Genomic DNA, 17813 nt, shown 5'->3' with positions numbered 1-17813 from the left:
TGTCCTCTGATGCCCCGAGCTACGAGTCTTCTGACCGCATGTTCTGTAGTGCCTGTCTTTGAGCGAACACTTGGTTCAGACTGGTTGCTGCCCGCTGAGCCAATGTCCCCAACGTTCGATCTGTGCGGCGTTGCAGACATTCAGGAGGCGATGAGGGAAGCTGCTGCCAGATGTCACAAAACCAAACTTTAGACGCTGCTTCGTCTCCGTTGTGGCCCTCACACCACCGCCCTTACACGTTCGGCCAGTCCTCAACTGTCACGCCTCCCAGGCGGACGTTTCCTAGCTGAAGCGCCGGGTCAAGTTGAGACTGGAGAGCAGAACAAACCCTACGCAATGGCTCTTCTGTGTACCGGTCGTAAAACTGCTGGTTGTAAGGCCCAATTCCATGTTCAGCACTAAAGCTGCCGCAGAACTTCACAACGACCGCGTCGTACAAGGCTACTCGCAGCGACTCAATCGCCGTCGACTTTGTGTCCAGGGGAACTGACATATTCAGGTGCACACCGCCATCGCCAATGTGTCCAAAATCGCAAAGCACCGCATCCGGAACGAACTCCTCGATTAGGCGCTTCGCTTCGTCGCGAAATGACGCGAAGGAGGAGCGCGGAACGGCGATGTCAAAGGCCACCATCGGGCCCTGCGACTGAACTGCTTCGCTGATTGCGTGCCGAATGCGCCAGAGCTGAGCAGGCTTGTCGACGATGGCGTCCAGAATGCCACCCTGCTCCATGCGATTTTCAAGCCATGTCATCAGCATGCTTTCAAGGTCCAAACCCGTGCCAGTAGCTACCGCACTCGAAACCTCGAGAAGTACAGCGTAAGGGGCAGGCTCTGCAAAGACGCTCTGGCCTTGATGGTGAGCGACAGCTTTCAGGGCACCGTCGGACATGCCCTCAAATGCGCTGACGAACTCGCCCATGCTCTGTTCGAGCGCGCAGGCAAGTTCTACTGCGACCTGTGCAGACTCAACCGCAACCAATGCAGTTGCACTCTGCCGCTGAACCGGGTGGAGCTTGACCGTTGCTCTACCGACAATCCCGAAAGCGCCAAAACTGCCGCAAAGTAGTTGCGTCCAATCAAGACCTGTGTTGTTCTTGCGAAGGCCCTTGTCTGAACCAACCAGTTGCCCAGCAGGATTTACCAGGACTGCCCGCAGTGCAAGGAGGTTCTCCCTGACGCCCCCATATCGAATCAGACGTGCGCCACCTGTGTTGGTGGCTACCATACCGCCGATGGTAGGGTCTGCACCGAGGTCGATGGGGAACGTAAGTCCGTGCTCTAGTGCTTGCCGATTCAGGTCGGAGAGACGGAATCCTACGGCTACGGTGGCTGTACGATTGATCGGATCAATGTGCAGAACATCGCGCAACCGTTGTGTGGATAGGATCCACTGTGTTCCATCCACAGTAGGCGAGGCAGCACCGACAAGCCCAGTGGCAGCGCCTTGAGTGACCACACGTTCACCAGCAGTAATCAGTTCGTTGACGACCCAAGCCAGATCTTCGAGCGTAGCCGGTCGAACCACTGCACACGCTCGGCCCGAACCGTGACGAGCCGATGATTCGTAGGGTTCAATTTCGTTTGAGTCAACGACCAGACCTCGAATGCCCAATCTGCTTGCTATCCGCGCGACCAAGTCCTGGTCGAGCCCAGTCTGCCCCATCATGCGCTCCAAGCCGGGCATTCCGTCTTCAGCCTTCTTTCGCAAGCCGCCAGTGACGCAGACTGAGTGGCTTCATACAAGGAAATCTCGTCAATAACTGTCGCACCCAGCGCGCTCTCGAAGTCTCTCTGGTGACCTGCGGACTCGTATCCACTGCGCACCTCGCCTCCCAAGTTCGAGCGAAAGATTCCGGCAGCACTCACGGGCAGGAAGTCTTCATAAGTGATGGGGGTGAGAGTCAGCCACCCACCCGCGACCAGGCTCTGAGAACTCGCGCCTGTCGGAGGCATTTCTTCCGAAACCCGGGCTTGGGCAACCTCAAAACGGAAGAAGGCCAGACCGCGCTCGAAGAGTTCCTTTGCATCATCGGGAAACTCGGAAAACGCAATATCGAGTGCAGATGAAGACGGTCGCGAACCTGCAGTGGTGGAGCGGGCTTTGGCCAACAGATCGTCGTACAAGGCCCTGCCACTTCGGGTAAGTGCACACCCGCGCTGCTCAACTTCTCCAAACCGCGCAGTGTGCGTACCGTCCCCGCTCTGACCAAGAAACCGAATCGGCTCCTCAAGGGCAAGGAAGCTTGTCTGGCGCAGAAGGATTGGAAACTCCCGTCGTGGCGGACCTTCAATGACCTCTTTGGCCGAGAGCCCGGCGTTCGACATCCCCTCCTGAACGAGGTCAATGTCCAGCGTTCGAGGTGTCAGGTGATTGATGTGAGGTCCCTTGAAGCAGACGATGTCAGCCACAAGTGCGTGCGCTGCACGAAGACGGCGAAACGTCTCCAGGTCAACGGTGGCTTCCTGGTGCCATTTGAAGGTCTGAAGCAGCTCACTCACGAACTCGCGAGCGTCCTCACCGCCCAGACCTCCTTGCTTTTCACCTTGTTCGAGCAGTGCCAGGCAACGTGCCGTAAAAATTTTGCGGCGAGACAGGATTTCTTGTGCACGCTCGCGAAGATCGACATCAGAAATCAATTCCAGCCGCAGTAGCGAAGTGAACACTCGGAAAGGATTGTGGTCGAGAGACGCGTCATTTACGGGACGAAATGCTGTGGCGTGAACTGGTACTCCTGCCACCGACAGGTCGTAGTAACCCACGGGCATCATGCCCATCAACGCAAACAGCCGTCGTATCGTCGAGAGCTCTTCAGCCGTACCAACCCGAATAGCGCCGTGGCGCTCAACCTCCAACCGGTCCAGCTGCCCACCCCGGCGCAAGCTCCGGGCAAGCTGTGAATTCCTCGCCAGCTCGGCATCGTTGACCTGATTTACCAGGTCGCACAAGGTGCCGTACTGGGGAACTTCCGTCCGATAAAGGTCCGACATGGCTCGCGAAAAAAGCGTGCGAATGTCGTTCGGGTTCATGTGACTCATGATTCTTCCAGGACCTCAATCGATTTCAATTTTTGCGTTGGCCGCGATTTTCTGGAACTTGGCCATGTCGTTCTTGATTCGCTCGTTCACCACGGTGGGGGTCATGAACTCAGGAACGAAGCCCGCATCGAACATGGTCTCCTTGACCCCTGGAGCCTCCACCGCTTTGCGCATGGCGGCCGACAGTGCGTCCATCACGTTCTTGGGCGTGCCAGCCGGCGCAAACACGCCCTGCCACCAGGTGATATCGAAGCCCGTAAGGCCGAGTTCGTCCAAGGTCTTGATTTGGGGAAACCGAGGGTCCCGCTTGAGTCCGGTCGTGGCAATGGCTTTGACTCTTCCGGAGTCCAGGTAGGGCTTGGCTTCACTGATGTGAATGCAGTCCGCGAACCCGGCGACGACGTCGGTGGTTGCCGGAGCGTTTCCCTTGTAGGGAACGTGGGAGACCTGTATTCCAGTCATGCTGCTGAGGAGCTCACTGCTGAAGTGGTTTCCGCTACCCGGGCCTGCCGTCGCAATGTTGAGCTTGCCTGGATTTTTTTTCGCATACTCGACCATGCCCTTGACGTCATCGAACGGCGCTTTCGGGTTGCAGACAACAATTGTTGAGTACCAGAAGGCACCGCCCACCGGGGAGAAATTCTTGAGAGGGTCGTAGTTCAAGGTTTTCACAACTGCGGGCAGCAGTGCCTGGCCAATCGAGTTTCCGTAAAGAAGGGTGTAGCCATCAGCTGACGCTCGCGACACCTCACTCGGCCCAAGACGTCCACCAGCGCCCCCTTTGTTTTCGACAACGACTGGTTGCCCCAGGGACTCCCCCATGTACTTAGCGATGATTCGGGCGCCTATGTCCGTGCTACCGCCTGCCGCAGCGGGCACGATGAGTTTGATGGGACGCGACGGGTACTTGTCCTGCGCAAAAGCGGTGAACGAAAGGGGTGCGACCGCGCAGGCGATTGCACAGGCAACCAAGATTCGACGATTCATGTTTGTCTCCTATAGATGGGATGCTTGAGAAGCAGCTTGTTCAAAAACTTGATATGGGTGTTTAGACGCCTGCTCGTTCTTCCGCGTCGAACGTCATGCGAATGTTGGAGTACTTTTCGATAATTTCGTCGCCGAAACGCTTCTTGAAGTCCTCGCCGATGTCGCGGGAGAACGAGACGGTATCGCTCATGCGGTCTGGGCCCTGAATGATCACCAGCAACCGCGCTGGACGTCCGGTCGTATTGGCGAAAGTGCGCATCACCTTGCTCGGCATCGCAATCAGGTCGTCGGGCTTGACCTTGACCACGCTTTCGTTGTCGAAGCCCGTGAACATGTCGAAGGTGCCGTCCAGAACGTAGAAGGACTCTTGGGTGTCGGAATGGGCATGGGGTGGAGGGCCATCGGTACCTGCCTTGCATTCGGCAATGGAAATGTAGAGGCCTTGGTTACCGTACATCGGTGCCGTGCGTGAGCGGCCAACGTGGCCCTCAGGAACGATGAGCGGGAAGACGTTGCCGGCCGACAGCGCCTCCGTTGCCTCGGGAGGAAGACCGCTGGTTCGGTTGAGGTCCTTCTTGTACGGAACGAGAGTCTCAAAACGAGTCACGCGCCCTTCAACCAACGCTGCCTCAGCCTTGTCGCCCGCTTGGTCGTCAAAGCGGATGCCCAGGTCACGGGCGACAGTCGCTTCAACTTGTGATGACAACGATGCGTCGAAGATGGCGTCATAGCTGCCACCTGGTGAGACGCTGAGCACATTGACCGTGCGAGACACCTCGGCACCTGTGTTGACAATCTGCATGCGCACGTTGGCCGGCACTGACACCATGTCGAATCGGCCCAGGGCAATCTTGTTCTCCAGGTTCTGTCCGTAGCGGACTTCAACCCGGCCATCGGCGCAAAACACGCATTCAATCGCATCCGGGTTGCGCCACGGATTGGTTTGGGTGTCCTTGGACAAGTCAAGTTTGCCGGTGCAAGCTGTGGGCGGGCAGGTCAGTGCCGCGAGCGAGAAGCGGCCAGTAGCCTCGGCGCTGGCCATCAGGGGAATCAGGCGGCCGCCGTATAGGCGCTTCACCTCCTCTTGATGCTTTGAGGCGGGGGCCTCCGGACTCACACGGTACCCGGGGGAGGGCACGAGCTGACGGTTCATCTGCTCCAGGGAGAGTGCGCCCGGGCGGGCTATGGAAGGGCTCATGGTCATGGGTGGTCTCCGTTGATATGCTGCTCTATTGGATTTCCTTTTGACGGATAGCACCATGGCCTGGCTTCGATGACGCCATGTCTTGCAATCAATCACGCACAAGGGACAATGGACCTATGACCGGACTCCACCGCCTCACGTTTCAGCAGTTGCAGTACTTGCAGGCTCTCGTAGAAGAGCGTCACGTAACCAGGGCAGCGGAACGGATGAACATCGGACAGCCTGCGATGTCGGCGGCGCTAGCGCGCATGCGTGATGTGTTTCGTGATGTCTTGCTCGTCAAGACGAGCACGGGGATGGAGCCCACACCACGTGCTCTTGAACTTGTAGGCCGGATTCGAGAGATGACAGACCTTCTTGAGGGTCGTGGCTTTGCCGATGAACAGTTCGACCCATCCGAATCACAGTTGAAGTGGAAGGTGATGGCTTCAGATGGCATTGCTCGAGTCGTCCTACCCGAGCTTATGGCTATCGCCCACAAAGAAGCGCCAAAGATGCGCTTCACAGTGCATCCAGGTGACCCTCGACGCCTTTCTGAGTACTTGCGCGATGGTGAGTTTGACCTCGCCATGGCGTTCGTAAGGACCCCGCCTTCCGAGCTGCGCCAAATGACACTCTATCCGCAACGTTTGGTGTGCATAGCAAGGCTAGACCATCCAGAAGTTAAGGGTGGCGTTAGCCTGAAGCAGTTTTGTTCCAGCGACCACGCGCGCTGGGGAGCGCCACCCGTCGTTCACGCCACCATGGAAGTATTGGTGGACGAAGCGCTAGAGGTACTGGGCGAATCGCGTCGAGTCGCGCTTCTGGTCTCAAGCCTCACACTTCTTCCAGGAGTTGTGGCTCAGTCAAATCTTCTAGCGGTGGTGCCCGAACATCTTGCAATCCAGTCCCAAGAAACGCTTGGTCTGCAGGTGCTGCCTCTTCCGTTTCGTGTTCCAGCCGTACATGTCAGCATGACTTGGCATGAACGAATGCATCACGACCCCGGTCATAAGTGGCTGCGCGATACGCTAAAGGGAATAGGGCACGAGCTCTCAGCTCGTGTCCTCCCAACGCCGTGACACGAATGCCGCAGCGGGTTAGTTTTCGTGTCTGCACTACGGCTGCAAGCGAGCAGCGATGAAGCTGACGGCGTCTCCCAGTCGGACTCCCTCAAGCTCACGATGCGGACCTGGGTAGGCCACCAACCGTTTGTCCTCCGAGCCGATGGCATCAAACAGTGCAAAAGTCCCTTCCCGGTCAAAGAACTCGTCATTCCACTGCTGCGTGAACCAGACGGGGCACCGTACTCGCTGCGCAAACTCTGCCAAATGTTCACTGGCAGCATATGTGGTTCCCCAGAGGCCCAATGCTGCAGCTTGGATGCGAGACTCGGTTGCAAGAAGCGGGAGACCATAGGCAGTTCCCATCGACACTCCGATGTAGCCAACTGGAATCCCACTGAGCCCAGGCAGAATGAGAAGCTGGTCGAGCGCTGCGCTCCAGTCTTCAGCCATGCTTGTCCTCCCGACACCGGCACGCCACGCCTCCCGGAATGACGTCCGAGCTGCCGCAGGATCGAGATTTCCATCATCGCGGCGCTCGCCTTGAACAGGACCATCAATGGCCAGGACTGTCAGGCCAAGGGGAGTGCAAGCTTGCGCGATGGCCAACACCGCTTGAGACAGCTTGTGCCCACTGCCCCCGTGCGATGCCAGGACGATGCCGCGACTGGCTCCCTCAGGGGACCAGTACACAGCGGGGACGCGTGTTCCGCCACGTTCGACGGCAAGTGACTGGGGACTAGATTGGTTGCTTGCGGTCATGAGACAGGGTGATTACTCAAGTCGGATGTTGTTTTCCTTGATCACTCGACCGAACTTTTCGTAGTCAGTCGCAATGGCTTGGGAGAACGCTTCTACGGAATCACCGACAGGTTGGAAGCCAGCGTCGCGAATCTTTTGCGCAACCTCAGGGGACTGCACCACCTTGCGCCATTCGGCTCGGAGCTTCTCGAGCACGGGTTCGGGGGTGGCCGCCGGTGCGAAGATTGCCTGCCATCCCACGACAGACGCCACCGGATATCGCTTCCCGATACCCTCTAGCTCCGGAGCGGATTCCATGGGGTTGGTGCCTGTGTGGCCGATGGCGCGAATCTTTCCCGCCCGCACCTGCTGCATGGCAACCGTCGGCGGGTCAATGCTGCAGGTGAGCTGTCCAGACAGGAGGTCCGGAAGCGCTTGTCCAAAGGTCTTGTACGGCACGTGCAGTACATCAATCTTGGCCTCCTTCTTGAGCAGTTCCATCGCCAAGTGGGGCGGCGAGGCGACGCCATAAGTTCCACACAGCACTTTTCCTGGATTGCTCTTCGCATAGGCGATGAACTCAGTTAGGTTGCGCGCTGGAACGTTGTTGTTGACTGTGATGACGTATGGGGTTTCGGCCGTCCGGATGACGGGCGCAAGGTCCTTCTGAAAGTCAAAGGGCTGTTTAACCACCCACGGATTGATGACCATTGCGCTCGAGTTCAACAACAACGTGTATCCGTCCGCGGGTGCCTTTGCCACGATGTCGGCGCCAAGCGCGCCGGTTGCACCAGGCTTGTTGTCGACGATGATGGGTTGACCGACCAGCTCTCGCAGCTTCTCGGCATAAGAGCGAGCCATGATGTCGGGAGCTCCACCAGGCGCGAACGCGACAACCAACCGGACCGGGCGGTCGGGATAGCTTTGCGCATTCCCGACAAGCAAATACCCCAGCGATGCGACGCCTGCAATCAGTTTGGGAACGAGGTGGCTCATGTCATGCCTCCACCTTGCTGCCGAGAACGGCATCGAAGCGCCAGCCCATGTGCTCGATGCGACTTCGCACGTCGCTTCCAAACTCGCGCTCGATGCGCTCGCCAGTCGACGGTGCGTACTGCACATCAGCGGCCATGTCTCCTGCCGCGCCTTGAATCAGCACAAGCAGAATTGCCTCAGGTGTGTGGACGGTGTTGCGGAACGCTCGCATGACGTTCGGAGGAATCGAAATCATGTCGTGCTCATCCAATAGCGTGGAATACTGACCGTCGTCGCCCCAAAGGACCTCGAACTGCCCTTTGAGGCACATGAAAGTTTCAAGGGTTCGAGCGTGAGAGTGCAGGTCCGGTCCTTGGCCGACTGGACAACGGCACAGGTTCACAGTCAGACCTGGGAAGCCGACAACGCCCGGGTTCTGGCTGGAAGCACCGACCCCCTCGCCTGGAGCCATGTAGAGGTAGATGGAGTCTGCGGCAATGGCTTCGAGCGCCTTTGCGGGGATGCCCCCTGAGGACTCAAAGCGCCTCTTCTTGGGCTGAATGAGCTTGGCGCGGACGATGCGCGTCTCCATCTCTTCGGGCGTGGGGTTCAGTGTGGGCATCCATGTCTCCTCTAATGGGTGGTGGGAGCATTCAATCTACGCGCTACCGCCACTCGCACGCCATGTCAGGGATTCGATGGCGCCATCACCTCCGTCAATGAACCCTCGCATAGGTTGCATGGTGAAATTCCCACCAAACGCAGCTGCGTGACAAATAGGAGACTCAATGAACGGCGCTGACGCATTGGTCCAAACGCTCTTGGACACAGGTCTTGACACGGTTTTCGCCAATCCGGGCACGTCGGAGATGCACTTTGTAGCCGCACTTGACCGTCAGGAGGGGATGCGCTGTGTGCTTGGCCTTTTCGAAGGCGTCGTCACTGGCGCCGCAGATGGCTACTACCGGATTCGTCAGCGTCCCGCAGGCACGCTTTTGCACCTGGGACCTGGACTTGCGAACGGCTTGGCCAACCTGCACAACGCCAAGAAGGCGAACTCCGGAATCGTCAGCATCATTGGCGAACACGCGACCGAGCACCTTGAACTCGACGCACCCCTGACTTCGGATGTGGAAGGTGTTGCTCGACCAATGTCGAATTGGGTCCGGACCATCAGCTCTAGCGAAAGCCTTTGCACAGATGGTAGAGAGGCGGTTGTTCAAGCAAGGGGGCGGCCAGGACGCATTGCAAGTTTGATCTTGCCGGCAAACTTCGCGTGGTCAACCATGTCGCATTTCTCACCGATGCAGGGGCCTGTGCGTGAAGCCAATGCAGAGCCCATAGATGAAAAGCAACTTGCAAGCATCGCAGGCCATCTTCGAGGCCATGGTCGTAGAACCCTGTTGCTGCTTGGTGGACGCGCCACCCAAGCTCGAGCAACGACGTGGGCGGGCAAGATATCTGCGGCTACCGGCTGCGAAGTCATGTCAGAGTTTTACTCGCCGAGTATTGAGCGTGGAGCGGGAAGAACTGCAGTTCCACGTCTTCCCTATGCCGTAGACGCTGCATTGAAGACGCTCGCGCGATTCGACCATATCGTTCTGGTGAATGCCGCCGAACCTGTCGCATTCTTTGCGTACCCGAACAAGCCAGGTCGCTTGGCTGCTCCGGGCACACAGTTCCAGACGCTATCAACGCACATGCAAGACCCCGAAGAGGCATTGCACATGCTCTGCGAAGCACTTGGGGCGACACGGACTCCTGCAGTCCTTGTTGAGAGACTGAAGCCGAGTTCCGTCTTGGAGGATGGCGTGCTGTCGCCGGAGAGCATTGGCGGACTACTAGCGGCGCTCATCCCTGAGAACGCCATCGTCGTTGACGAGGCGATCAGCACCGGTCGTGCCTTCGACGCCGCGACTCGCGAAGCTGCTCCCCATGAGTGGCTTACGAACATGGGAGGGTCGATTGGTTATGGCTTGCCAGTGGCTGTAGGTGCTGCAATAGCTGCGCCCGACCGGCGAGTGATTGCGCTTGAGGGAGACGGAAGCGCCATGTACACGCTGCAAGCACTCTGGACAATGGCTCGCGAGAGCCTGGATGTCACCGTCATCGTCTTCGCGAACCGAAATTACCAGATTCTTCGCGGCGAATTCAGTCAGGTTGGAGCTGGTGCACTAGGAAAACGCGCGACCGACATGCTGAGCATTGACCGGCCCGCTCTGGACTGGGTGTCTTTGAGCATTGGCCATGGAGTTCCAGCGAGTCGAGTGACCACCTTGGGCGAGTTTTCCGACGCTGTGAGACGGGGCCTGGCTGCCCCTGGGCCCAATCTTGTAGAAGTAGTTCTCTGACTGGGTGACCTTCCGGGTCGAGCAGTGTGCGACCATTTTCCGCACGTGCAGAGTTGTAGATCCTATTGGCCAACGATTGAAGGACTGCAATGTGATGCAGATCGCACGTTCGATGCGCTAGCGCGACCGGCAGCAATCGCTGCAGAACCGACCTCCGCAAACCAACGTTCAACACCCGCAGCGGATCGTGTCCCGGGCGTCAATAAGCACCCATGTAATCGCGCTTCCCGACCTCGACGCCGTTGTGGCGCAGGATGGCATAGGCGGTGGTCACGTGGAAGAAGAACTGCGGCAAGCCGTAGTGCAGCAGGTATGCGCTGGCGATCAGTTTCTTTTCCTTGGGGGTGCCGGGGCGCAGGACGATCTCGCGGCTCTCGCTTGAATCAAACTGATCAGGCTTGAAGGAGCCGATATGGGCCAGCGCCTTGGTGATCAATGCCTGCAGGTCCGCGAAGCTGGCTTCGGTGTCGGGCCAGGACGGCACTTCGGCACCCGCCAGGCGGGAGGCAATGCCTTTGGAGAAGTCCGAGGCGATCTGTACCTGGCGTATCAGCGGAAACATGTCGGGGAACAGCCGCGCCTGGAGCAGCGCATTGGGGTCGATTTTCTTTTGCGTCGCGTGGTCTTCGGCCTTCTTGAGCACATCGGACAAGGCTTGCAGCATCTGCTGCATGACGGGGACGGAGGCGGTGTACAGCGGGCTGGTCATCGTGGGGTCACTTTCAAATGGGGCGTGATTGCCGGGGCTGGCATGGCAGGGGCCCTGCCGAGCATGCGAGGCTAACAGCCTTGGGCCAACCATCGCGTGTGCCGCTTGCCAAAGAATGTGGCTTTTGAGTATCCCCCTGTGCCTCCCACCCATGGGCGCGGGCCGCCCCCTCTCCTAGCATTGGCCGGACTCGAACACCGGGTTCGGGGCTACAACCAATCAGGAGACAAAGAGCATGGAACTGAAACTGTGGGCAGCCGCATCCGTTGTCGCCGCGGCCAGTGTGGGCGTGGCCCAGGCGCAGGGCAACCAGCAAGGCAAGCTTTCCAACGACGTGCTGCGCATCGGCGTGTTGACGGACATTTCCGGCGTGTACGCCGACATCTCCGGCAAGGGCGCGGTGGAGGCCGTGAAGATGGCCGTGGAGGACTTCGGCGGCACGATGTTCGGCAAGCCGATCGAGGTGGTTTCCGCGGACCACCAGAACAAGGCGGACGTGGGCGCGGCCAAGGCGCGCGAGTGGTACGACGGCGGCGTGGACATGATCAACGACCTGGCCAACTCGGGCGTGGCCCTGGCCGTGGCCGGGGTGGCGAAAGAGAAGAAGCGCCACGCCATCGTGAACAACGCGTCCAACGTGGGCGTGACGAACGCGCAGTGTTCGCCCTACACGGTGCACTACACGTATGACGCCTACTCGCTGGCGCACGGCACCGGCAAGGCGATTGCCGAAGGCGGTGGCGATACCTGGTTCTTCCTCACGGTGGACTTCGCCTTCGGCATCGGCCTGGAACAGCAGGTGAGCGACGTGGTGCGCGCCAGCAAGGGCCGCGTGGTGGGCGCCGCGCGCCACCCGCTGGGCACGACGGACTTCTCGTCCTACGTGCTGCAGGCCCAGGCCTCCAAGGCCAAGATCGTGGGCCTGGCTTCCACCGGCAACGACACCATCAACGCCATCAAGGCGGCCAACGAGTTCGGCCTGACCAAGAACCAGAAGCTGGCCGCGCTGCTGCTGTGGATCCAGGACGTGCACGCGCTGGGCCTGCCCACGGCGCAGGGCCTGCAGCTCACCAACGCCTGGTACTGGGACATGAACGACGATTCGCGCGCGTTTGCCAAGCGCTACCAGCAGCGCATGGGCGGCCAGATGCCGAACATGGCGCACGCGGGGGACTATTCGTCCACCATGCACTACCTCAAGGCGGTGCGGGCCGCGGGCTCGGACGACCCGGATGCGGTGTCGGCCAAGATGCGCGAGATGCCCATCAGCGACATGTTCACCAAGGCCGGCAAGATCCGCGAGGACGGCCGCATGGTGCACGACATGTACCTCTGGCAGGTGAAGACGCCGGCCGAGTCCAAGGGCGCGTGGGACTACCTCAAGGCCGTGAAGACCATCCCCGCCGACCAGGCCTTCATGCCGCTGGCGCAGAGCACCTGCTACCTCGTCAAGAAGTAAGACACCCCCCGTTGCTTGCTCACTGCGTGTAGCCGCATACCCCCCACTGGGGGGCGGGCCGGCCGCTTCGGAGCGGCCGTGCGCAGCGGCCCCTTGACTGTCGTCACCTCACCATGCCCACCATCCTCGAAACGCAGGGTCTCTCCCGCAGCTTCCACGGGTTTCACGCTGTTTCCAACGTGAACCTGTCGGTGCAGGAGGGCAGCATCCACGCCCTCATCGGCCCCAACGGCGCCGGCAAGACGACCTGCTTCAACCTGCTCACGCGCTTCATCGACGCGACCGCCGGGCGCATCCAGTTCCAGGGCCAGGACATCACGCGCACGCCGGCCGATGCGGTGGCGCGCCTGGGGCTGGTGCGTTCGTTCCAGATCTCGGCGGTGTTTGGCCAGCTGAGCGTGTTCGAGAACGTGCGCCTGGCGGTGCAACGCCGCCGTGGGCATTCCATGGACTGGTGGCGCAGCGACAAGGCGCTGGCGGTGTACGACGAGCGCACCCATGAACTGCTGGCCGAGGCCAGCCTGTCCGAATGGGCCAGGCACCTGGCCGGCGAGTTGCCCTACGGCCGCAAGCGCGCGCTGGAACTGGCCACCACGCTGGCGCTGGAGCCGCGCGTGCTGCTGCTGGACGAGCCCATGGCCGGCATGGGCGCCGAAGACATCGCCCAGGCCGCCGCGCTCATCCGCCAGGCCGCGCGCGGGCGCACCGTGCTCATGGTGGAACACAACCTCTCGGTGGTGGCCGACCTGTGCGACCGCATCACCGTGCTGGCGCGCGGCGAGGTGCTGGCCGAAGGCGACTACGCCACCGTGTCGAAGGACCCGCGCGTGGTCGAGGCCTACCTGGGCCATGGGCACGCGGGGCAGCGCAAGCACCACACGGTGGCGGAGCCGAGCCATGGCTGACGCTCCCCATCCCGTTCGGGCTGAGCCAGTCGAAGCCCCGCGCGGTGCGAGCACTTCGACCCTTCGACAAGCTCAGGACAGGCCAGGCTCAGTGCGAACGGATGCCTTGTTGACGCTGCACGATGTCAAGGCCTGGTACGGCCCCAGCCAGGCGCTGCACGGCGCCAGCCTGGAGGTGCGCGAAGGCCAACTCGTCACGCTGCTGGGCCGCAACGGCGCGGGCAAGTCCACGCTGCTGAAATCCATCATGGGCATGATGGACAGGCGCCAGGGCTCGATCCGCTTCAAGGGCCGGGAACTCATCGGCCTGGCGCCCCACCACATCGGGCGGCTGGGCATCGCCTTCTGCCCGGACGACCGCGGCATCTACGCCTCGCTCACCGTGCGCGAAAACCTGCGCCTGCCGCCGGTGGTGGCCGACGGCGGCATGAGCGAAGCCGAGCTCTTCGAGCTGTTTCCCAACCTTGCGCAGCGCGCCGGTTCGGCGGGCACGCACCTCTCGGGTGGCGAGCAGCAGATGCTGGCGATCGCGCGCATCCTGCGCACCGGCGCGCGCGTGCTGCTGCTGGACGAACCCACCGAAGGCCTGGCCCCGGTGATCGTGGACCGCATCGGCGACCTCATCCGCCAGCTCAAGACGCGTGGCTACACCATCGTGCTGGTGGAGCAGAACGTGCACTTCGCCGCAGAACTGGCCGACCGGCACTGCCTGATGGAGTCGGGCCGCATCACCGACACCTTCGATGCGGCGACGCTGCTGCGCGATTTCGACGCCATCACTTCAAGGATCGGGGTCTAGAGATGCCGCATCCTGTAGTCCGACGGACGAAACCCGGTCAGGCGCTTGAAGGTGTTGGAGAACGCGAACGGGTTCACGTAGCCCACGCCGTGGGCGATGGCCTCGATCTTCTCGGTGGTGGTGGCCAGCAGGTGCGCCGCGTGCGCGATGCGCAGGTTGGCCAGCTGCTTGCCGGGACTGCGGCCCAGGCTCTTCTGGCACAGGCGGCGCAGATGTTCTTCGCTGGTGCTGGCCAGGGCCGCCAGGTCGGCCAGCGTCCAGTCGCGCGCCAGGTCGTTCTTCACCGCGTTCCACACCGGCACCAGGCGCGGTTCGCGCTGCAGCGGCTCCAGGATGCGCGCCACGTAGCGTTCGATCACGTCCACCCATACCACGCAGGTGCCGGGGTCGGCCGCGCCTTCCATCTCGGCGGCCAGGCCCTGGATGGCGTTCTGCAGCACGCGGCCGTCGAACGGGCTCATGGTGGGCGCCATGGCGCCGTCCACCGAGCGCACCGAATCGGGCTTGAAGCGCACCCAGGCCAGTTGCCAGCGCTTGCCCGGCACGCAGTGGAAGGCGTGCAGCACGTGCGCGGGCGCAAAGGTCACGCTGCCGGGCTTGTGGGTGTACCAGCGCCCGTCCAGCAGCGTCTGCCCCTCGCCGCCCAGGCACACCTGCATGAAGGCGCCGCTCAGGTTGGTTCGCACCACGGTGTAGGGCGCGGCGGCGTCCACCACCGACACATGGGCGATGTGGCGCGCGGCCAGCGCGTCGCACTGCTCGGCACGCACCACCGTCTGCACGGTGTCATCGCCCATCACAAGGGTTTCACGGGAGAGATCGGGATGTTTCGACGGCATGGATGGCGAATCATAGGGACCGGGCATGCTTGAGGTATTCGGTCTTCCCCTGCCGGTGCTGGCCGGCCAGGTCATGCTCGGGCTGGTCAATGGCTGCTTCTACGCCGTGCTCAGCCTGGGCCTGGCGGTGATCTTCGGCCTGCTGCGCATCGTCAATTTCGCGCACGGCGCCTTCTTCATGGTTGGCGCGTTCGGCGCCTGGATGCTGCAGCGCTACCTGGGGCTGGGCTACTGGGCCGCGCTGCTGCTGGTGCCGCTGGTGGTGGGTGGCCTGGGCGGCCTGTTCGAACGCGGCCTGCTGCGCCGCCTCTATGGCCTTGACCCGATCTACGGCCTGCTGCTCACCTTTGGCCTGGTGCTGGTGCTTGAGGGCGGTTTCCGCGTGGCGTTCGGCACCTCGGGCCAGCCCTACCCGGTGCCCGCGAACCTGCAGGGCGTGTTCAACCTCGGCTTCATGATCCTGCCGATCTATCGCGCCTGGGTCATCGTGGCGGCGCTGGCGGCCTGCGGCCTCACCTGGTGGCTGATCGAGCGCACCCCGCTGGGCGCGCGCCTGCGCGCCGCGACCGAGAAGCCGCAGCTCACGCAGTCCTTCGGTGTCGACGTGCCGCGCCTGCTCACGCTCACCTACGCCGGGGGCATCGCGCTGGCGGCCTTCACCGGCGTGCTGGCCGCGCCCATACTGCACGTGAACTCGGGCATGGGCTCCAACCTGGTGATCATCGTCTTCGCCATCGTCGTCATCGGCGGCATGGGCTCGGTGCTGGGCTCCATCGTCACCGCGCTGGGCATCGGCGTGATCGAGGGGCTGGCCAAGGTCTTCTACTCCGAGGCGTCCACCACGGTGATCTTCGTGGTGATGGCGCTGGTGCTGCTGTTGCGACCGCGCGGCCTGTTCGGCAAGGAGGGGGCCGCATGAACACGACCATGCCGACCTGGCAGAAGGCCTTCCTGGCCGTGGTGGTGCTGGCCCTGCTGGCGGTGCCGTGGGCGCCGCAGGTGGTGTACCCGGTGTTCGTGATGAAGCTGATGTGCATGGCGCTGTTCGCCTGCGCCTACAGCCTGCTGCTGGGCTTCGGCGGCATGATGTCCTTCGGCCACGCGGCCTTCTTCGGTGGTGCGGCCTACATGACCGGCCTGGCCGCCAAGCACTGGGGCCTGCCGCCCGAACTCGCCCTGCTCTTCGGCACCGCGACGGCGGCGCTGCTGGGCGCCGTGTTCGGCGCGCTGGCCATCCACCGCCAGGGCATCTACCTGGCCATGATCACGCTGGCGCTGGCGCAGATGGTGTATTTCATCTTCCTGCAACTGCCCTTCACCGGCGCGGAGGACGGCCTGCAGCAGATCCCGCGCGGCACCTTGTTCGGCTTCATCGACCTGCGCAGCGACTTTGCCCTGTACCACCTGGTGCTGCTGCTGACGCTGGCCGGGCTGTGGCTTATCCACCGCGTGGTGCGCTCGCCCTTTGGCCACGTGGTGGTGGCCATCCGGGAACACGAGCCACGCGCGCGTTCGCTCGGCTACCCGGTGGAGCGCTACAAGCTCACGCTGTTCGTGCTCTCGGCCGCGCTCTCGGGCCTGGCCGGCTCCCTGAAGGCGCTGGTGTTCCAGCTCGCCGCGCTGTCCGACGTGCACTGGCACCTTTCGGGTGACGTGGTGCTCATGGCCCTGCTGGGCGGCATGCACACCGTTTTCGGCCCCGCCATTGGCGCGGCGCTGGTGGTGGGCCTGCAGTACTACCTCGATGCCTTTGGCGGCTGGGTGACCGTGGTCACCGGCCTGATCTTCATGGTGTGCGTGCTGGCCTTCCGCAGCGGCATTGCCGGTGCGGTGGCGGCGTTGCGCACGCGCCCGCGCACCGGCCCCTGAGCCTTTCAACCAGACAAACCCGATTCCCTTTCAAGGAGACCCCCCATGCCGCGCTTCGAACGCCAAGCCCTGATGGCGAAATTCCAGGACATGGTCCGCCGCCGTGTGCCCATCATCGGTGGCGGTGCCGGCACCGGCATCTCCGCCAAGTGCGAGGAGGCCGCCGGCATCGACCTGATCGTGATCTACAACTCCGGGCGCTACCGCATGGCCGGGCGCGCTTCGTCGGCCGGCCTGCTGGCGTACGGCAACGCCAACGACATCGTGCTGGAAATGGCCGGTGAGGTGCTGCCGGTGGCGAAGAAGACGCCGGTGATCGCTGGCGTCAATGGCACCGACCCTTTCATCGTCATGCCGGTGTTCCTGAAGAAGCTCAAGGAACTGGGGTTTTCCGGCGTGCAGAACTTTCCCACCGTGGGCATCATCGACGGCACCTTCCGCCAGAGCCTCGAGGAGACCGGCATCAACTACGCGACCGAGGTCGAGATGATCGGCGAGGCCCACGCCATCGACCTGCTGACCACGCCCTACGTGTTCTCCGCCGAGGAAGCCGTGGCCATGACCGAGGCCGGCGCCGACTTCGTGGTGCCGCACCTGGGCGTGACCACCGGCGGCACCATCGGTGCCACGTCGTCGAAGTCGCTGGCCGAGTCGGTGAAACTCATCGACGAATGGGGCGAGGCCGCGCGCCGGGTGCGCAAGGACGTGATCGTGATCGCGCACGGCGGCCCGATATCCTCGCCCGAGGACGTGGCCTACGTCTTCAAGCACAGCACCCACTGCAACGGCTTCTACGGCGCGAGCAGCATGGAACGCCTGCCGACCGAGATCGCGATCAAGTCGCACGTGGAACGCTACAAGAACCTGAGCTTCTGAAACCCATCCCACCACTG

17 protein-coding genes are annotated in these 17813 nt (G+C 61.9%); 8 read left to right on the top strand and 9 right to left on the bottom strand.

Annotated elements, in window-relative coordinates; genetic code table 11:
* Nucleotides 1–232: 232 nt before the first annotated feature.
* The 4 genes from K5880_RS06940 to K5880_RS06925 all read right to left on the bottom strand — a co-directional run bounded on the left by K5880_RS06940 (nt 233) and on the right by K5880_RS06925 (nt 5230).
* The gene (locus K5880_RS06940) at nt 233–1669 is read right to left on the bottom strand and encodes an FAD-binding oxidoreductase (protein ID WP_297650311.1); all 1437 of its coding nucleotides are present in this window, start codon (nt 1667–1669) and stop codon (nt 233–235) included.
* Nucleotides 1666–3030, bottom strand: a complete 1365-nt coding sequence (locus K5880_RS06935) for a VOC family protein (RefSeq protein WP_297650153.1) — start codon at nt 3028–3030, stop codon at nt 1666–1668. Before K5880_RS06935 ends, K5880_RS06940 begins: the two co-directional genes overlap by 4 nt.
* Nucleotides 3031–3054: 24 nt before the next feature.
* The gene (locus tag K5880_RS06930; RefSeq protein WP_297650151.1) at nt 3055–4026 is read right to left on the bottom strand and encodes a tripartite tricarboxylate transporter substrate binding protein; all 972 of its coding nucleotides are present in this window, start codon (nt 4024–4026) and stop codon (nt 3055–3057) included.
* Between the two features lie 61 nt (nt 4027–4087).
* Nucleotides 4088–5230: a cupin domain-containing protein gene (locus tag K5880_RS06925; RefSeq protein WP_297650149.1), complete on the bottom strand. Its 1143-nt coding sequence runs from the start codon at nt 5228–5230 to the stop codon at nt 4088–4090.
* Between the two features lie 116 nt (nt 5231–5346).
* On the opposite strand from K5880_RS06925, the gene K5880_RS06920 reads away from it, so the two are divergent.
* Nucleotides 5347–6291 (top strand): LysR family transcriptional regulator, encoded by a 945-nt coding sequence (locus K5880_RS06920; protein ID WP_297650147.1) that lies wholly within the window; start codon nt 5347–5349, stop codon nt 6289–6291.
* A gap of 36 nt (nt 6292–6327) precedes the next feature.
* On the opposite strand, the gene K5880_RS06915 is transcribed toward K5880_RS06920, so the two are convergent.
* The 3 genes from K5880_RS06915 to K5880_RS06905 form a co-directional block, all read right to left on the bottom strand.
* Nucleotides 6328–6726: a hypothetical protein gene (locus tag K5880_RS06915; protein WP_297650145.1), complete on the bottom strand. Its 399-nt coding sequence runs from the start codon at nt 6724–6726 to the stop codon at nt 6328–6330.
* 321 nt (nt 6727–7047) lie between these two features.
* Complete coding sequence (locus tag K5880_RS06910; protein WP_297650143.1) at nt 7048–8010, bottom strand: tripartite tricarboxylate transporter substrate binding protein; 963 nt, start codon at nt 8008–8010, stop codon at nt 7048–7050.
* Nucleotide 8011: 1 nt separating this feature from the next.
* The gene (locus K5880_RS06905; RefSeq protein ID WP_297650141.1) at nt 8012–8611 is read right to left on the bottom strand and encodes a cupin domain-containing protein; all 600 of its coding nucleotides are present in this window, start codon (nt 8609–8611) and stop codon (nt 8012–8014) included.
* A gap of 166 nt (nt 8612–8777) precedes the next feature.
* Between K5880_RS06905 and K5880_RS06900 the strand changes: the two genes are divergently transcribed.
* On the top strand, nt 8778–10340 hold the full coding sequence (locus K5880_RS06900) for an acetolactate synthase large subunit (protein ID WP_297650139.1): 1563 nt from the start codon (nt 8778–8780) through the stop codon (nt 10338–10340).
* Between the two features lie 199 nt (nt 10341–10539).
* Here K5880_RS06900 and K5880_RS06895 read toward each other — a convergent pair whose 3' ends face one another.
* Nucleotides 10540–11049 carry a DUF1993 family protein gene (locus K5880_RS06895; protein ID WP_297650137.1) on the bottom strand — a complete coding sequence of 170 codons (510 nt, stop codon included), beginning with the start codon at nt 11047–11049 and terminating at the stop codon, nt 10540–10542.
* 235 nt (nt 11050–11284) lie between these two features.
* Between K5880_RS06895 and K5880_RS06890 the strand changes: the two genes are divergently transcribed.
* The 3 genes from K5880_RS06890 to K5880_RS06880 all read left to right on the top strand — a co-directional run bounded on the left by K5880_RS06890 (nt 11285) and on the right by K5880_RS06880 (nt 14212).
* Nucleotides 11285–12508, top strand: coding sequence for an ABC transporter substrate-binding protein (locus K5880_RS06890; RefSeq protein ID WP_297650135.1), 1224 nt, complete (start codon nt 11285–11287; stop codon nt 12506–12508).
* A 113-nt stretch (nt 12509–12621) separates the two neighbouring features.
* Nucleotides 12622–13413 (top strand): ABC transporter ATP-binding protein, encoded by a 792-nt coding sequence (locus K5880_RS06885; RefSeq protein ID WP_297650133.1) that lies wholly within the window; start codon nt 12622–12624, stop codon nt 13411–13413.
* Between the two features lie 106 nt (nt 13414–13519).
* A complete protein-coding gene (locus K5880_RS06880; protein ID WP_297650131.1) occupies nt 13520–14212 on the top strand; it encodes an ABC transporter ATP-binding protein in 693 nt (230 codons plus the stop codon).
* On the opposite strand, the gene K5880_RS06875 is transcribed toward K5880_RS06880, so the two are convergent.
* Nucleotides 14209–15051, bottom strand: a complete 843-nt coding sequence (locus K5880_RS06875; RefSeq protein ID WP_297650128.1) for an AraC family transcriptional regulator — start codon at nt 15049–15051, stop codon at nt 14209–14211. The two genes, K5880_RS06880 and K5880_RS06875, sit on opposite strands and share 4 nt — an antisense overlap.
* Before the next feature lie 25 nt (nt 15052–15076).
* Between K5880_RS06875 and K5880_RS06870 the strand changes: the two genes are divergently transcribed.
* The 3 genes from K5880_RS06870 to K5880_RS06860 all read left to right on the top strand — a co-directional run bounded on the left by K5880_RS06870 (nt 15077) and on the right by K5880_RS06860 (nt 17796).
* Nucleotides 15077–15970: a branched-chain amino acid ABC transporter permease gene (locus K5880_RS06870; RefSeq protein WP_297650126.1), complete on the top strand. Its 894-nt coding sequence runs from the start codon at nt 15077–15079 to the stop codon at nt 15968–15970.
* Nucleotides 15967–16920 carry a branched-chain amino acid ABC transporter permease gene (locus K5880_RS06865; protein WP_297650124.1) on the top strand — a complete coding sequence of 318 codons (954 nt, stop codon included), beginning with the start codon at nt 15967–15969 and terminating at the stop codon, nt 16918–16920. Before K5880_RS06870 ends, K5880_RS06865 begins: the two co-directional genes overlap by 4 nt.
* 72 nt (nt 16921–16992) lie before the next feature.
* Nucleotides 16993–17796, top strand: coding sequence for a phosphoenolpyruvate hydrolase family protein (locus tag K5880_RS06860; RefSeq protein ID WP_297650309.1), 804 nt, complete (start codon nt 16993–16995; stop codon nt 17794–17796).
* Nucleotides 17797–17813 lie beyond the last annotated feature (17 nt).

Origin of the sequence: Hydrogenophaga sp., from assembly GCF_025699295.1 — a bacterium.
Classification (GTDB): domain Bacteria; phylum Pseudomonadota; class Gammaproteobacteria; order Burkholderiales; family Burkholderiaceae_C; genus Hydrogenophaga.
The sequence above is the reverse complement of the archived record's forward strand: the minus strand, read 5'-3'. Positions and strand labels throughout refer to the sequence as shown.

Coding starts and splice junctions, on each gene's coding strand:
- K5880_RS06940 (WP_297650311.1), bottom strand. CDS start 1,669: ATGATGGGGCAGACTGGGCTCGACCAGGACTTGGTCGCGCGGATAGCA.
- K5880_RS06935 (WP_297650153.1), bottom strand. CDS start 3,030: ATGAACCCGAACGACATTCGCACGCTTTTTTCGCGAGCCATGTCGGAC.
- K5880_RS06930 (WP_297650151.1), bottom strand. CDS start 4,026: ATGAATCGTCGAATCTTGGTTGCCTGTGCAATCGCCTGCGCGGTCGCA.
- K5880_RS06925 (WP_297650149.1), bottom strand. CDS start 5,230: ATGACCATGAGCCCTTCCATAGCCCGCCCGGGCGCACTCTCCCTGGAG.
- K5880_RS06920 (WP_297650147.1), top strand. CDS start 5,347: ATGACCGGACTCCACCGCCTCACGTTTCAGCAGTTGCAGTACTTGCAG.
- K5880_RS06915 (WP_297650145.1), bottom strand. CDS start 6,726: ATGGCTGAAGACTGGAGCGCAGCGCTCGACCAGCTTCTCATTCTGCCT.
- K5880_RS06910 (WP_297650143.1), bottom strand. CDS start 8,010: ATGAGCCACCTCGTTCCCAAACTGATTGCAGGCGTCGCATCGCTGGGG.
- K5880_RS06905 (WP_297650141.1), bottom strand. CDS start 8,611: ATGCCCACACTGAACCCCACGCCCGAAGAGATGGAGACGCGCATCGTC.
- K5880_RS06900 (WP_297650139.1), top strand. CDS start 8,778: ATGAACGGCGCTGACGCATTGGTCCAAACGCTCTTGGACACAGGTCTT.
- K5880_RS06895 (WP_297650137.1), bottom strand. CDS start 11,049: ATGACCAGCCCGCTGTACACCGCCTCCGTCCCCGTCATGCAGCAGATG.
- K5880_RS06890 (WP_297650135.1), top strand. CDS start 11,285: ATGGAACTGAAACTGTGGGCAGCCGCATCCGTTGTCGCCGCGGCCAGT.
- K5880_RS06885 (WP_297650133.1), top strand. CDS start 12,622: ATGCCCACCATCCTCGAAACGCAGGGTCTCTCCCGCAGCTTCCACGGG.
- K5880_RS06875 (WP_297650128.1), bottom strand. CDS start 15,051: ATGCCGTCGAAACATCCCGATCTCTCCCGTGAAACCCTTGTGATGGGC.
- K5880_RS06870 (WP_297650126.1), top strand. CDS start 15,077: ATGCTTGAGGTATTCGGTCTTCCCCTGCCGGTGCTGGCCGGCCAGGTC.
- K5880_RS06865 (WP_297650124.1), top strand. CDS start 15,967: ATGAACACGACCATGCCGACCTGGCAGAAGGCCTTCCTGGCCGTGGTG.
- K5880_RS06860 (WP_297650309.1), top strand. CDS start 16,993: ATGGCGAAATTCCAGGACATGGTCCGCCGCCGTGTGCCCATCATCGGT.